Below are 12609 nucleotides of genomic sequence, written 5' to 3'. Positions count from 1 at the left end.
CGGGCGAATATCCTGCACGCAGCAGCCAACATGGATGTCCAACAACCCCAGCAATCACCCGCACAGCGCGAGTGATCGATATCGAACACTATCGCGTGCAATAGGCCGAAAGGCAATGGCCTGCGTCCGGGGCGCCATGCAAAAGGGTGGCATCCGCGGACGGTGGGGCGGCGCTATGATGAGGCGGCCTTCCGCCGGTCCGACTCTTTCCGGGACGGCGAACCAGTCAAGGAAGCCAACGGCGTGATCGTCATCCACAGCGAAGAACACCGGCTGCAGGCCGGCCGGTCCGAACTCAACGACGGCCAACTCGTTCCCTGCTACGAGAAGCCCGCGCGTGCCGACATCGTCCGGGCGCGGATCGAGGCGGTCGGGCTGGGGCCGGTCGTGGAGCCCACCCGTCACGGCATGGCCCCGCTGCAACGGGTGCACGACGCCGGCTATCTCGGCTTTCTCCAGGCCGCCTGGGACGACTGGGTGGCGGAGCATGGCGCCGACATCGACGCGCTGCCGCTGAACTGGGTGGCGCCGGGAATGTCGCGGCGGCGGGTGCCCCGGTCCATCGATGGACGGCTCGGCTTCTACTCCTTCGATGCGGGGACGCCGATCACCGCGGGCACTTGGCGGGCCGCGACATCCGCAGCCGACAGCGCACTGACCGGTGCCGACCGTCTGCGGGCCGGCGACCGCAGCGCTTTTGCGCTGTGCCGTCCGCCGGGCCATCATGCCGGCCACGCCTTCTACGGCGGCTACTGCTTCCTGAACAACGCGGCCATCGCGGCGCAATCCCTGCGCGACGGTGGGGCTGCGCGCGTGGCGGTGCTGGACGTTGATTATCACCATGGCAACGGCACCCAGGAGATCTTCTGGGAGCGTGGCGACGTGCTGTTCGTGTCGATCCATGCCGATCCGGCCGACGAATTCCCCTATTTCTGCGGTCATGCCGATGAGACCGGAGCGGGGGCCGGGGACGGAGCGAACCTGAACCTGACGCTGCCCTGGGGGACCGACTGGAGCGCCTACGCCCAGGCGCTGGCCGTCGCGGCGGCACGCATCCGCGAGTTCGGCGCCGACGCGCTGGTGCTGTCGCTGGGTGCCGACACCTATGGCGGCGACCCGATTTCCCGTTTCCGCCTGTTGTCCGAGGATTTCCTGCGCATGGGCGCCGCCATCGCCGGAATAGGCCTGCCGACCCTGTTCGTGCTGGAAGGCGGCTATGCTGTCGACGATCTGGGCGTGAATGTCGCCAATGTCCTGACCGGCTTCGAGCAGGTCTGAGGCGGAGGGACGGGCGCAGGGATACGCCATATCGTTGCCGGTGCGGACGAATCGTCCTAAATTGATGGGAAGTTCGGCATCTGAGTGAGGATGCGGGCGGTGGCTGCCGACCTTCCCATTTCCAGCCCGTCGATCGGAACCTATTTCACCCCGCGCAGCGTGCCGCTGCGGCGGGACGGGAAGGACGCATCCGGTGCTCAGGATTCCGGCGCTCAGGATGGCAAGAGCGGCTCCGCCGACAGCGTTACCCTGTCCGACGCAGCCCGGCAGCAGGTCCAGAAACTCAAGCAGGCCGACACCAGCGTCCGCCAGCATGAGGCGGCGCATCAGGCGGCCGGCGGTGCCCATGCCGGCGGCGCCTCCTTCACCTTCACCCGCGGTCCGGACGGCAAGAACTACGCCACCGCCGGCGAGGTGCCGATCGATGCCAGCGCCGAATCGGAACCGGCGGCCACAGTCGCCAAGATGGAGCAGGTCAAGGCCGCGGCGCTCGCCCCGGCCGATCCCTCGCCTCAGGACTTGCGAGTCGCCGCACAGGCCGATGCGGCGAAGCTGCAAGCCCAATCCGAACAGCGCCGGCAGGGTGGCGATACGGCGTCCGCCCGCGCTGCCGCCGCCTATGGTGCGGCACAGTCGCTCGGCACTGCGGGACGCAATTCTGGATCGGGGAAGGGGCTGACGGTCTGACGCCGCGGCGCAGCGCCTGTCGCCAGCGTCAGCTCCCCTCCTTACCGGTCAGCGACGCGGGGTGGTTTCGCCGTCCAGCGTCAGCAGGGCGCCATACAGCTCCGGCCGCCGGTCGCGGAAGACGCCCCAGGAGGCGCGCTGCGCCGCGATGCGGTCGAGATCGAAGCTGGCGGTCAGGACCGTCCGGCTCTCGCGGTCGGCCTGCGCGACGATCTCCCCCTGCGGGCCGGCGATAAAGGACGAGCCATAGAAGGTCAGCGCGCAGCCTTCTCCCTGCTCAACCCCGACTCGGTTGGAGGCCACCAGCGGCATGAGGTTGGCGCCGGCATGGCCCTGCATCACCCTGGTCCAATGGCCCTGGCTGTCGATTGAGGAGTCCTGCGGTTCCGATCCGATGGCGGTGGGATAGAGCAGGATCTCCGCCCCTTTCAGCGCCATGACGCGCGCCGTCTCCGGGAACCATTGGTCCCAGCAGATGGCGCAGCCCACCGTGGCGTAGCGGGTCTTGAACACCTGGATGCCGCTGTCGCCGGGGCTGAAATAGAACTTTTCCTGATAGCCGGGGCCGTCGGGAATGTGGGACTTGCGGTAGATGCCCAGCAGGCTGCCGTCCGCATCGACCATGGCCATCGAGTTGTAATAGGCGTTGCGGGCCTTCTCGAAGAAGCTGACGGGGATGACCACCGACAGCTCCCGCGCAAGGGCCTGCATCCGTTCGATCACCGGGTGACCCTCGGCCGGCGCAGCCAGTTCGAACAACGACTGCTTCTGGTCCTTGCAGAAATAGGGGGTCTCGAACAGCTCCTGCGGCAGGATGATCTGCGCGCCCTTGGCGGCAGCCTCGCGAATCAGCGATTCGACGCCATCGACGTTGGCGGCACGGTCCCAGCTGCAGGCCATCTGGGTGGCGGCGACAGTGACGGTACGGGACGAAAGGACGGTTGGCGAAGCGGTCATCGCGGGCTCACGGCTCCTATGAAGGGCGGTTCGAGGCTTATGTGACCAAAGGTCGCGGCAGTTGCAAATGGTCGGAAGGGAATTCTCAACAATTTAGCGAAATATTCATTTAACGTTCTGGCGCTGTACGAATTGCCAAATAAAACCGATCCAATCGGCAATCATCATATCGATCATCATATGCGGATATGGTGTCTGCCGACGGTGCCAAAAAGATGGATGTGACACAAGTCGGCCATGCGAAGAGTCGGTGGATGGGTTCTGCTTAAGCTGCCGGCAATTTGGATGACCAAAGCCGGCATATCATTGCATGCCGGTGACAGATGGCTGCGCAATTGATTTGCGCTTTGCACACAACACGTTATGATTGGATGACGCAGCCATGCCCACTCGTGTCAAGGTGGTATTACCAGACAGGCATGGACCCGGTGGATGCAATGCGGCGGCGTCGCCTCGACAGGCGGCTGTCCGTCCATCGCAGCCGACGGGCTGGGGTGGCTGTGGGCACGGGAACGACGGCAGAGAGATTGTCGGTATGGAGGCGTCTGTCAAGGGGTGGGAGCCGGAACGCCCTGGCGAGTCGGAAGACGCGGCCGGTTCGGCCGACGGTGCTTTATCGTTCGTCGTCCGGGACGTGAATCGCGCCTTCGCCCGCGCCCTCCAGACACGCATCGCGCGGTCGGGGGTTAGCATGGGGCAATGGTTCTTCCTGCGTGCCTTGTGGGAAGAGGACGGATTGACCCAGCGGGAGCTCAGTCACCGCGTGGGCATGATGGAGCCGACCACGGTCACCGCCGTCAACGTGATGGAGAGCCAGGGGCTGGTCCAGCGCGTGCGCAACAGCCACGACCGTCGCAAGATGAACGTCTTCCTGACCGACAAGGGCCGGGCCTTGCGTCAGACGATGATGCCCAGCGCGTCGGAGATCGCCCAGATCGCCATCGACGGCATTGCGCCGGAAGATCTGGACCTGACGCTGGAGGTGCTGCGCCGTGTCGGCGCCAACCTCAACGCCGCCTGTGCGGCGGCCCGCGACGGCGAAGACGGGGGCGGGCGGGACGAGAGGTAGCGCGGGCGGTTTCGGTCCGCTGCTCCTGCCGTCCCATTTCAGTCGATCTCGGAAGATTTGCCCGGAGCGGCCGTCCGTCCGATCAGCCACCTTTCGGATCAATCGTCGTCCGGGTCCGGCGGCGGCGGCAGGCTGGCGCCGGTCAGGTTGGCGCCGGTGAATTTCGCGTCGCGGATGTTGGCGTCGCTGAGGATCGCGCCGGTCAGGTTGGCGTTGCTGAAATCGCAGTCTGACAGGTTGGCGCCGCGCAGGTTGGTGCGGACGCAGGAACTTCCGGTCAGCCTTCCGCCGGTCAGATTCGCTGCCCACAGGCGACCGGTTGGCTGACCGTCCGGTCCCTTTATATCGACCCAGCCGACTCCCGCCCCGTCCAGCCGGATTCCGGTCATATTGGCACCGCGCAGATTGGCGCCGTCCAGAATCGCCCCGCTGAAATCGGCGCCGTCCAGCACCGCTTCGGAGATGTCGCACATGATCAGCAGCGCCTCGCGCATCTTGGCGCCGCTGAGATTGGCCCGCTTCAGATTGGCACCCGACAAATTGACCCCGGACAGGTCGATGTGGCTGAGGTCGGCGCCGGTCAGGTCGGCCCTTGCACCCATCGCCCCGTTGGTGTTGATCCAGGTGTAATGGCTGTGCAGCGCCTGCTGGATCTGGACCGAGAAATTGTCGGCCGACCGCGCCAGATTGGCGCCGGTGGTGTCGGCCCCGGCCAGATCGGCGCCCTCCAGCTTCGCCCCCTGAAGGTCGGCGTTGCGCAGGTTGGCTCCGGCCAGCATGGCGCCGGTCAGGTTGGCGTCGCGCAGCACCGCTCCCTGCAAGTTCACGCCGGACAGGTTGCTGCCGCGCAGGTCGGCGCGGGCGAGATTGCAGCTTTTCATGCTGGCGCGCATCAGCGTGGCGCCGGTCAGCAGCGCGCCCTCGCAGTCGGCACCGTTCATCGACACGTCGGTCAGGTCGGCGCCCGACAGGTTGGCGTTGTTCAGCGACGCATCGTCGAAATCCGTGCCCGACAGGTCGGAGCGGACGAAATCGAGCCCCTTGCCATTCTTGCCGCCATGCCCGCCATACAGCAGGGCGCCGCCGCGCAGGTCGGCCTCCTTGAGGATCGCACGCTTCAGCTTGGCGCCACGCATGTGGGCGCCACGCAGGTCGGCGCGATAGAGGTTGCAGCCCGACAGGTCGGCCTTCGTCAGGTGCGCGGCAAACAGGTCGGCGGTGCTGAGATTGGCGTTCGACAGGTCGCAATGGGACAGGTTGGCGCCGGACAGCTTGCCCTGGGCCAGATTGACCCCGGACAGGTTCGACCCTTCCATGTTCGCCATGGTCAGGTTGGCGCGCGAACCGCCCGACTTGTTCTTCAGCCAGCGCTCGTGCTTTTCCAGCACGGCAACCAACTCGTGCGGTGTCATCGATCCTGTCCGGTCTGCATGGTTGCGTGGTCCATCGATAGACCAGTGTTCCGAAATAATCTATGCCAAAGGTTAATGCCGCATCCAGTACCGCGCCGCCTTGGCGTGGACGGGGTCAGGCCCCATCTGCGGGGCGTCGGGCGCCGAAACGCCGGTCGCAGCCAAGTGAGAACAAGGAGTTGGGGATCATGTCGGGTGGACACACGCTTGCGGCTTTCGACACCGAACTGGCGGCGCTGCGCACCGCCATCGACCGCATGGGCGAGCTGGTGGAGCGGCAGGTCGGGCTGGCGCTCGATTCGCTGGCCGGCCCCGATGCCGACATCGCCGGCGAGGTGCTGAAGGGCGACGCCGAGATCGACCGGCTGGAGGCGGAGGTGGAGGCGATGACCGTCCGCCTGCTGGCCCTGCGCCAGCCGATGGCGAAGGATCTGCGCGAAATCGTCGCCGCGTTGAAGATCGCCTCCAACCTGGAGCGCATGGGCGATTTCGCCGGATCGGTCGCCAAGCGCGCGGTCACGCTGTCGACCCTGCCGGTGGCTCCGCCGGTCGCCTCGCTGGTCCGCATGGGGCGGATGGTGCAGGCGATGATCGGCGACATGCGCCGCGCCTATACCGAACAGAATCCGGAGCTTGCAACCTCCGTCCGCGACCGCGACGGGGAGGTGGACGCCGCCTACACCGCGCTGTTCCGCGAATTCCTGACCTACATGATGGAGACGCCGGCGCAGATCACCGGCTGCACCCACCTGCTGTTCGCCGCCAAGTCCATCGAGCGCATCGGCGACCATGCCACCAATGTGGCGGAGAACATCAGCTTCCTGGTCAAGGGCCGTCTGCCGTCGGACGAGCGCCGCAAGGAGGACCTCAGCAGTTACGCCGTCGCCCCGCCGCAGGACCGGGCGTGACAAGAACGCTTGAAGGGAGCACTTGACAGGCAGCCCCGCCCTGTGTTGCGGTTGCGGTCATGAACATCTCCTCGCCCCTCCTGTCGCAGCATTGGTGGTGGCCCGTCTCCAACGGGCCGGCCTGGCGACGCGCGTGAGCGTGGATTGAGAACAAAAGGCCGCCCGGTGCATCCGGAGCGGCCTTTTTCCTGACCCGTCACAGCGGGTCACCCAGCGGAAGAACGGACAGGCAGGCGGAAGCACCGGGCGGCGTCACCGAAAAGACGCCCGAACCGGAGCACTGCCGTCATGATCCCGTCCCATCTGTTCCTTGCCGATCCTGCCTTTCTCGATCCGTTCGCGGCCACGACCGGCGGTGGCCTCGGTCTGCACCGCACAGCCGAGCCGGTTGCACCGGCCGAGGCGGTCGATGCGCTGGTCACCGCGCTCGACGAGCGGCGCGGGCTGCTGCTGTCCGGCGGGGTTGAGGCGCCCGGCCGCTACCGGCGTCAGGCGCTGGGCTTCGTCGATCCGCCGCTGTCGGTGACCGCCCGCGGCCGCACCGTGCGCATCGATGCGCTGAACCCGCGCGGCCGGCTGCTGCTGCCCGCTGTGGCCGGGGCGTTGGACGGCCATGAGGCGCTTGTCGGGCTGGAGGTCACCGCCGGCCGGGTCACCGCCCTGGTGCGCCGTCCGGCCGGGGTCTTCGCCGAGGAGGAGCGCAGCCGCCAGCCCTCCGTTTTCAGCGTGCTGCGGGCGTTGATGGCGCTGTTCGCCTGCCCGGACGAGTCGTTCCTGGGGCTCTATGGCGCCTTCGGCTACGATCTCGCCTTCCAGTTCGAGCCGATCCGCCGCCGGCTGGTGCGGCCGGACGACCAGCGCGACCTTGTGCTGTATCTGCCCGACCGGCTGCTGGTGGTCGACCATGCCGCCGGGGTGGCGCGCCGCTTCGCCTACGAATTCGTGGTGGACGGAGTCTCGACCGAGGGCATCGCCGGTGGCGGGCGGGTCCACGGCTATCGTTCCGACACCAACGCCGCCGCGGAGTGCGACCATGCCCCCGGCGAATACCAGCAGGTCGTGCGGGCAGCGAAGGAGGCCTTCAACCGCGGCGATCTGTTCGAGGTCGTCCCCGGCCAGACCTTCGCCGAGCCCTGCGCGGACAGCCCCGCCACGATCTTCCGCCGTCTGCGCACCGCCAACCCCGCCCCCTACGAGGCGCTGATCAATCTTGGCGATGGCGAGTTCCTGGTCGCCGCCAGCCCGGAAATGTATGTGCGCGTCGGCCAGGGGCGGGTGGAAACCTGCCCTATCTCCGGCACCGTGGCGCGCGGTAGCAATGCGCTGACCGACGCGACGCAGATCCTGACGCTGCTGAACTCGGCCAAGGATGCGGCGGAACTGACCATGTGCACGGACGTCGACCGCAACGACAAGGCGCGAGTGTGCGAACCCGGTTCCGTCCGCGTGATCGGCCGGCGGATGATCGAGCTGTATTCCCGACTGATCCACACCGTCGATCATGTGGAAGGGCGGCTGCGCCACGGCTTCGACGCGCTCGATGCCTTCCTGACTCACACTTGGGCGGTGACGGTGACCGGCGCGCCCAAGCGCTGGGCCATGCAGTTCCTGGAGGATACCGAACATTCGCCGCGCCGCTGGTACGGGGGGGCGTTCGGACGCATCGGCTTCGACGGTGGGATGGACACCGGACTGACCCTGCGCACCATCCGCATGAAGGACGGGGTGGCCTTCGTCCGCGCCGGCGCCACCCTGCTGTCCGACAGCGATCCGGATGCCGAGGACGCCGAGTGCCGGCTGAAGGCATCGGCCTTCCTCGACGCGGTGCGCGGTGCCGGCCCGCGGTTGTCGGTGGTTGAGAGCGGCGCCCGGCGGAGCGGGCAAGGGAGTGGGGAGGGCAAGCGGGTGCTGCTGGTCGATCATGACGACAGCTTCGTCCACACGCTGGCCGACTATTTCCGCCAGACCGGCGCCAGCGTCACGACCCTGCGCCACACCCACGCGCGTGCCGCCCTGCGCAACGACCCGCCAGACCTGCTGGTGCTCTCGCCGGGACCGGGGCGGCCGGCCGATTTCGATGTCGGCGGCAGCGTGCAGGCGGCGCTCGATCTCGGCGTGCCGGTGTTCGGCGTCTGCCTGGGCTTGCAGGGCATGGCCGAGCATTTCGGTGCGACGCTGGACCGCCTGCCGGAGCCGATGCATGGCAAGGCGTCAAGCCTGCGTCACCAGGGGAGCGGGCTTTTCGATGGGCTGCCGCAGGGGATGCGGGCCGGCCGGTATCATTCGCTGGTGGCGCGGCGCGACAGCCTGCCGCCGGACCTGCGGGTGACGGCGGAGACGGAGGACGGGACGGTGATGGCGATCGAGCACCGGTCGCTGGCGCTGGCCGCCGTGCAGTTCCATCCCGAATCGATCCTGACGCTGGACAGGGCCGCTGGCGGCGGGGCCAATGGAGGGGCTGGGCTGGCGCTGGTTGCCAACGTCATGGAGACGCTGGCCGGGCGTGCCGCCGAGGTGCCGAAATGCGAAGCGGCGGCCTGAAGGGGCCGCCGCGTCAGCAAATCCTGTAAGCTCGGGAGAGTGACGGAAACCCGTCACTCCACCATGCCCAGCGCTTCCTTGTAGAGTTCCAGGATGGCTTCCTGCTCCTGGCGGTCGGCCTTGTCCATCTTCCGCAGGCGGATGATCTGCCGGATGATCTTGGTGTCGAAACCGGTGCCCTTCGCCTCGGCGTAGACTTCCTTGATGTCTTCCTGCAGACCGCGCTTTTCCTCTTCGAGACGCTCGATGCGCTCGACAAAGGACTTCAGGCGATCCGCCGCGATGCCGCCGACGTCGGACATGGCAAAACCTCAAACGATGGGGGTGTTCTGAACGGGGCGGGACAATATCGGTGGGCGGGGGGAATGGCAAGCCGGCGATGCGCCGCGCCGGCGCACGGCAGAGGCACGGCTGCGTCATCGCGTCGCGGCAATTCCTTCGTACAAGCGGAAGCGTCGCCGGAATTTGAACAGCCCGTGGCTGATTTGTCTGTTCGTATGAAACAATCGTACGATAGGCCTACGAAGCCATTCCCTTTGTTGCGGCGCACCCAATAGGCTGGTATTACCATCGGTGGGTTCGGCTTCACAAAGTCACATGGATCCGGCATGTATGCGCGTCGTCTGTGCCGATAACCCATGGGGGATGCCGGGATCGGCGTATTTGAGGCAGGGGAGTTTTATCTAATGAAAGTCGCCATTCCAAAGGAGCGACGTGCGGGCGAACTTCGCGTGGCCGCCTCACCGGAAACGGTGAAGAAACTGAAAGGGTTGGGACTGGACGTGGTGGTGGAGAGCGGGGCCGGTCTCGGCTCCAGCATCACCGACGCGGCCTATGAGGCGGCGGGGGCCGCCATCGCCGCCGATCAGGCTTCGGCGCTGGCCGATGCCGACATCGTCCTGAAGGTGCAGCGTCCGCTGATCGCCGGCGAAGGGGAAGTCGACGAGCTGTCGCTGATCCGCAAGGGCGCACTGCTGTTCGCCATCCTCAATCCCTACAACAGCCGCGACCATGTGAAGGCCTACGCCGATGCCGGCGTGAACGCCTTCGCCATGGAGTTCATGCCGCGCATCACCCGCGCCCAGGTCATGGACGTGCTGTCCTCCCAGGCCAACCTCGCCGGCTACAAGGCCGTCGTCGATGCCGCCAGCGAGTATGGCCGCGCCTTCCCGATGATGATGACCGCCGCCGGCACCGTGCCGCCGGCCCGTGCCTTCATCATGGGCGTCGGCGTCGCCGGCCTCCAGGCCATCGCCACCGCCAAGCGCCTCGGCGCCATCGTCTCGGCCACCGACGTGCGCCCGGCAGTGAAGGAGCAGGTGCAGTCGCTGGGCGGCAGCTTCGTCGCCGTCGAGAACGACGAGTTCAGGCAGGCTGAGACCGCTGGCGGCTACGCCAAGGAGATGTCCGACGACTACAAGCGCCAGCAGGCAGCCCTGGTCGCCGAGCACATCAAGAAGCAGGACCTCGTCATCACCACCGCGCTGATCCCCGGCCGCAAGGCGCCGATCCTGGTGACGGCGGAGCATGTGGCGTCGATGAAGCCGGGCTCGGTGATCGTCGATCTGGCGGTGGAGCAGGGCGGCAACGTCGAGGGCGCCAAGCTGGGCGAGGTGGTGACCACGGCCAACGGCGTGAAGATCGTCGGCCATGCCAACTACGCCAGCCGCATCGCCGAGAGCGCCTCGCTCTTGTATGCCAAGAACCTGCTGGCGCTGCTGACGTCGCTGCACGGCAAGGAGACGGGCGTCGTCGTCAATTGGGACGACGAGATCGTCAAGGCCATCGCGCTGACCCGCGACGGCGCCGTCGTTCACCCCGCCTTCGCCGGCTGACCGGGCGCCCGAGGAGACTTACCGCAATGGATCAGATCCAACTGTCCGCCCGTATTGCCGAGCTTAAGGCGAACCTTGCGGCGCTCGGCCAGCAGGCCGACCAGCTGGCCGCCCAGGTCGCGCACGCGGCCCAGCCTGCCGCGGAGGCCGCCGGCGGTCATGGCAGCTTCTTCGTCACTGGCCTGACGGTGCTCGTTCTGGCCTGCTTCGTCGGCTACTACGTCGTCTGGCGCGTCACCCCGGCCCTGCATTCGCCGCTGATGGCCGTCACCAACGCCGTGTCGTCGGTCATCATCGTCGGCGCGCTGGTCGCCGCCGGCCCGGCCGGCTTCGGCTTCTCCAAGGTCTTGGGATTCCTCGCCGTCATCCTGGCGTCCGTCAACATCTTCGGCGGCTTCCTCGTGACCCAGCGCATGCTCTCCATGTTCAAGAAGAAGGGCAAGTAAGACCATGGAAACCTTGTCCGCCCTTCTCTACCTCGTCGCCTCCATCTGCTTCATCATGGCGCTGCGCGGGCTGTCCAGCCCGGAGACCTCGCGCCAGGGCAACATCTACGGCATGGTCGGCATGACCATCGCCATCCTGACCACGCTGGCCTCGCCCATCGTCCAGTCCTATTGGATGATCGTGCTCGGCATCGCCATTGGCGGCGCCATCGGCTACGTCGTCGCCAAGAAGATCGAGATGACGGCGCTGCCGCAGCTGGTCGCCGCCTTCCACTCGCTGGTCGGCCTCGCCGCCGTCTTCGTCGCGCTCGCCGCCTTCTACTCGCCGGAGGCCTACGGCATCGGCCTGCGCGGCGCCATCGCCAAGGGCTCGCTGATCGAGATGGCGCTCGGCACCGCGGTCGGCGCGATCACCTTCACCGGCTCCATCGTTGCCTTCGCCAAGCTCCAGGGGCTGGTCACCGGCAAGCCGCTGGTCTTCCCGATGCAGCATCCGCTGAATGCGGCGCTCGGCGTGCTGACCGTCATCCTGATCATCTGGCTGGTGCAGTCGAACGCCGATGTCGCGATGTGGCTGATTGTCATCGTGGCGCTGGCGTTGGGCTTCCTGCTGATCCTGCCGATCGGCGGCGCCGACATGCCGGTCGTCATCTCGATGCTGAACAGCTACTCGGGCTGGGCGGCCTGCGGCATCGGCTTCACGCTGCAGAACAACCTGCTGATCATCACCGGTGCGCTGGTGGGCTCCTCGGGCGCGATCCTGTCCTATATCATGTGCAAGGGCATGAACCGCTCGATCTTCAACGTCATCCTCGGCGGCTTCGGCGGCGAGAGCGCCGCGGCCGGCGGTCCCGCCAAGGGTCCGCAGGGTTCGGTCAAGGCCGGCTCGGCCGAGGATGCCGCCTACATTATGAAGAACGCCCAGTCGGTCATCATCGTCCCCGGCTACGGCATGGCGGTGGCCCAGGCCCAGCACGCCCTGCGTGAGATGGCCGATGTGCTGAAGCATGAAGGCGTGGACGTGAAGTACGCCATCCACCCGGTGGCGGGCCGCATGCCCGGTCACATGAATGTGCTGCTGGCCGAGGCCAATGTGCCCTACGACGAGGTGTTCGAGCTGGAGGACATCAACCGCGACTTCGGCACGGCGGATGTGGCCTTCGTCATCGGCGCCAACGACGTGACCAACCCGGCGGCCAAGACCGATCCGACCTCGCCCATCTACGGCATGCCGATCCTCGACGTTGAGAAGGCCAAGACGGTGTTCTTCATCAAGCGCGGCATGGCCGCCGGTTACGCTGGCGTCGAGAACGAGCTGTTCTTCCGCCCCAACACGATGATGCTGTTCGGTGACGCCAAGAAGGTCACCGAAGAGGTCGTCAAGGCGATGGAAGCCTGACCGCTGCACCAAGCGGTTGACCGAACCGGGCGCGGGAGGCGAGGCTTCCCGCGCCCGGTTCTTTTGGGCTCAAAGAC

Annotated in this window: 11 protein-coding genes; 8 read left to right on the top strand and 3 right to left on the bottom strand. The window is 66.8% G+C overall.

Features of this window, described 5'->3' with window-relative positions:
- The first annotated feature begins 243 nt into the window (after positions 1 to 243).
- Both ABNQ39_RS05485 and ABNQ39_RS05480 read left to right on the top strand, forming a co-directional pair.
- Entirely contained in the window at positions 244 to 1278 is a 1035-nt protein-coding gene (locus ABNQ39_RS05485) for a histone deacetylase family protein (protein ID WP_376959398.1), read from the top strand.
- 90 nt (positions 1279 to 1368) lie between these two features.
- Entirely contained in the window at positions 1369 to 1965 is a 597-nt protein-coding gene (locus tag ABNQ39_RS05480) for a putative metalloprotease CJM1_0395 family protein (protein WP_376959397.1), read from the top strand.
- Between the two features lie 48 nt (positions 1966 to 2013).
- Here ABNQ39_RS05480 and aguB read toward each other — a convergent pair whose 3' ends face one another.
- Positions 2014 to 2922 carry an N-carbamoylputrescine amidase gene (gene aguB, locus ABNQ39_RS05475; RefSeq protein ID WP_376959396.1) on the bottom strand — a complete coding sequence of 303 codons (909 nt, stop codon included), beginning with the start codon at positions 2920 to 2922 and terminating at the stop codon, positions 2014 to 2016.
- 535 nt (positions 2923 to 3457) lie between these two features.
- On the opposite strand from aguB, the gene ABNQ39_RS05470 reads away from it, so the two are divergent.
- Positions 3458 to 3991, top strand: coding sequence for a MarR family winged helix-turn-helix transcriptional regulator (locus ABNQ39_RS05470; RefSeq protein WP_109051703.1), 534 nt, complete (start codon positions 3458 to 3460; stop codon positions 3989 to 3991).
- A 98-nt stretch (positions 3992 to 4089) separates the two neighbouring features.
- Here ABNQ39_RS05470 and ABNQ39_RS05465 read toward each other — a convergent pair whose 3' ends face one another.
- The gene (locus ABNQ39_RS05465; RefSeq protein ID WP_376959395.1) at positions 4090 to 5403 is read right to left on the bottom strand and encodes a pentapeptide repeat-containing protein; all 1314 of its coding nucleotides are present in this window, start codon (positions 5401 to 5403) and stop codon (positions 4090 to 4092) included.
- Between the two features lie 188 nt (positions 5404 to 5591).
- On the opposite strand from ABNQ39_RS05465, the gene phoU reads away from it, so the two are divergent.
- On the top strand, positions 5592 to 6311 hold the full coding sequence (phoU, locus tag ABNQ39_RS05460) for a phosphate signaling complex protein PhoU (RefSeq protein ID WP_174474263.1): 720 nt from the start codon (positions 5592 to 5594) through the stop codon (positions 6309 to 6311).
- Positions 6312 to 6599: 288 nt separating this feature from the next.
- Positions 6600 to 8852: an anthranilate synthase gene (locus ABNQ39_RS05455; RefSeq protein ID WP_376959394.1), complete on the top strand. Its 2253-nt coding sequence runs from the start codon at positions 6600 to 6602 to the stop codon at positions 8850 to 8852.
- Between the two features lie 53 nt (positions 8853 to 8905).
- Here ABNQ39_RS05455 and ABNQ39_RS05450 read toward each other — a convergent pair whose 3' ends face one another.
- Positions 8906 to 9154 carry a DUF2312 domain-containing protein gene (locus ABNQ39_RS05450; protein WP_012973951.1) on the bottom strand — a complete coding sequence of 83 codons (249 nt, stop codon included), beginning with the start codon at positions 9152 to 9154 and terminating at the stop codon, positions 8906 to 8908.
- 384 nt (positions 9155 to 9538) lie between these two features.
- Here ABNQ39_RS05450 and ABNQ39_RS05445 point away from each other — a divergent pair, with 384 nt between their 5' ends.
- The 3 genes from ABNQ39_RS05445 to ABNQ39_RS05435 are packed head-to-tail and all read left to right on the top strand — an operon-like array spanning position 9539 to position 12532.
- Positions 9539 to 10687 carry a Re/Si-specific NAD(P)(+) transhydrogenase subunit alpha gene (locus ABNQ39_RS05445; protein ID WP_376959393.1) on the top strand — a complete coding sequence of 383 codons (1149 nt, stop codon included), beginning with the start codon at positions 9539 to 9541 and terminating at the stop codon, positions 10685 to 10687.
- Between the two features lie 26 nt (positions 10688 to 10713).
- Positions 10714 to 11133 (top strand): NAD(P) transhydrogenase subunit alpha, encoded by a 420-nt coding sequence (locus tag ABNQ39_RS05440; protein WP_376959392.1) that lies wholly within the window; start codon positions 10714 to 10716, stop codon positions 11131 to 11133.
- 4 nt (positions 11134 to 11137) lie between these two features.
- Entirely contained in the window at positions 11138 to 12532 is a 1395-nt protein-coding gene (locus tag ABNQ39_RS05435; protein WP_376959391.1) for an NAD(P)(+) transhydrogenase (Re/Si-specific) subunit beta, read from the top strand.
- Positions 12533 to 12609: the final 77 nt, after the last annotated feature.

Origin of the sequence: Azospirillum sp. A26 (assembly GCF_042604635.1) — a bacterium.
GTDB classification, from domain to species: domain Bacteria; phylum Pseudomonadota; class Alphaproteobacteria; order Azospirillales; family Azospirillaceae; genus Azospirillum; species Azospirillum palustre.
This window is presented reverse-complemented; position numbering and strand designations above follow the sequence as displayed.

Excerpts from the sequence above, each read along its gene's own strand:
- ABNQ39_RS05480 (WP_376959397.1), top strand. The coding sequence starts at position 1,369 with ATGCGGGCGGTGGCTGCCGACCTTCCCATTTCCAGCCCGTCGATCGGA.
- aguB (WP_376959396.1), bottom strand. The coding sequence starts at position 2,922 with ATGACCGCTTCGCCAACCGTCCTTTCGTCCCGTACCGTCACTGTCGCC.
- ABNQ39_RS05470 (WP_109051703.1), top strand. The coding sequence starts at position 3,458 with ATGGAGGCGTCTGTCAAGGGGTGGGAGCCGGAACGCCCTGGCGAGTCG.
- ABNQ39_RS05465 (WP_376959395.1), bottom strand. The coding sequence starts at position 5,403 with ATGACACCGCACGAGTTGGTTGCCGTGCTGGAAAAGCACGAGCGCTGG.
- phoU (WP_174474263.1), top strand. The coding sequence starts at position 5,592 with ATGTCGGGTGGACACACGCTTGCGGCTTTCGACACCGAACTGGCGGCG.
- ABNQ39_RS05455 (WP_376959394.1), top strand. The coding sequence starts at position 6,600 with ATGATCCCGTCCCATCTGTTCCTTGCCGATCCTGCCTTTCTCGATCCG.
- ABNQ39_RS05450 (WP_012973951.1), bottom strand. The coding sequence starts at position 9,154 with ATGTCCGACGTCGGCGGCATCGCGGCGGATCGCCTGAAGTCCTTTGTC.
- ABNQ39_RS05445 (WP_376959393.1), top strand. The coding sequence starts at position 9,539 with ATGAAAGTCGCCATTCCAAAGGAGCGACGTGCGGGCGAACTTCGCGTG.
- ABNQ39_RS05440 (WP_376959392.1), top strand. The coding sequence starts at position 10,714 with ATGGATCAGATCCAACTGTCCGCCCGTATTGCCGAGCTTAAGGCGAAC.
- ABNQ39_RS05435 (WP_376959391.1), top strand. The coding sequence starts at position 11,138 with ATGGAAACCTTGTCCGCCCTTCTCTACCTCGTCGCCTCCATCTGCTTC.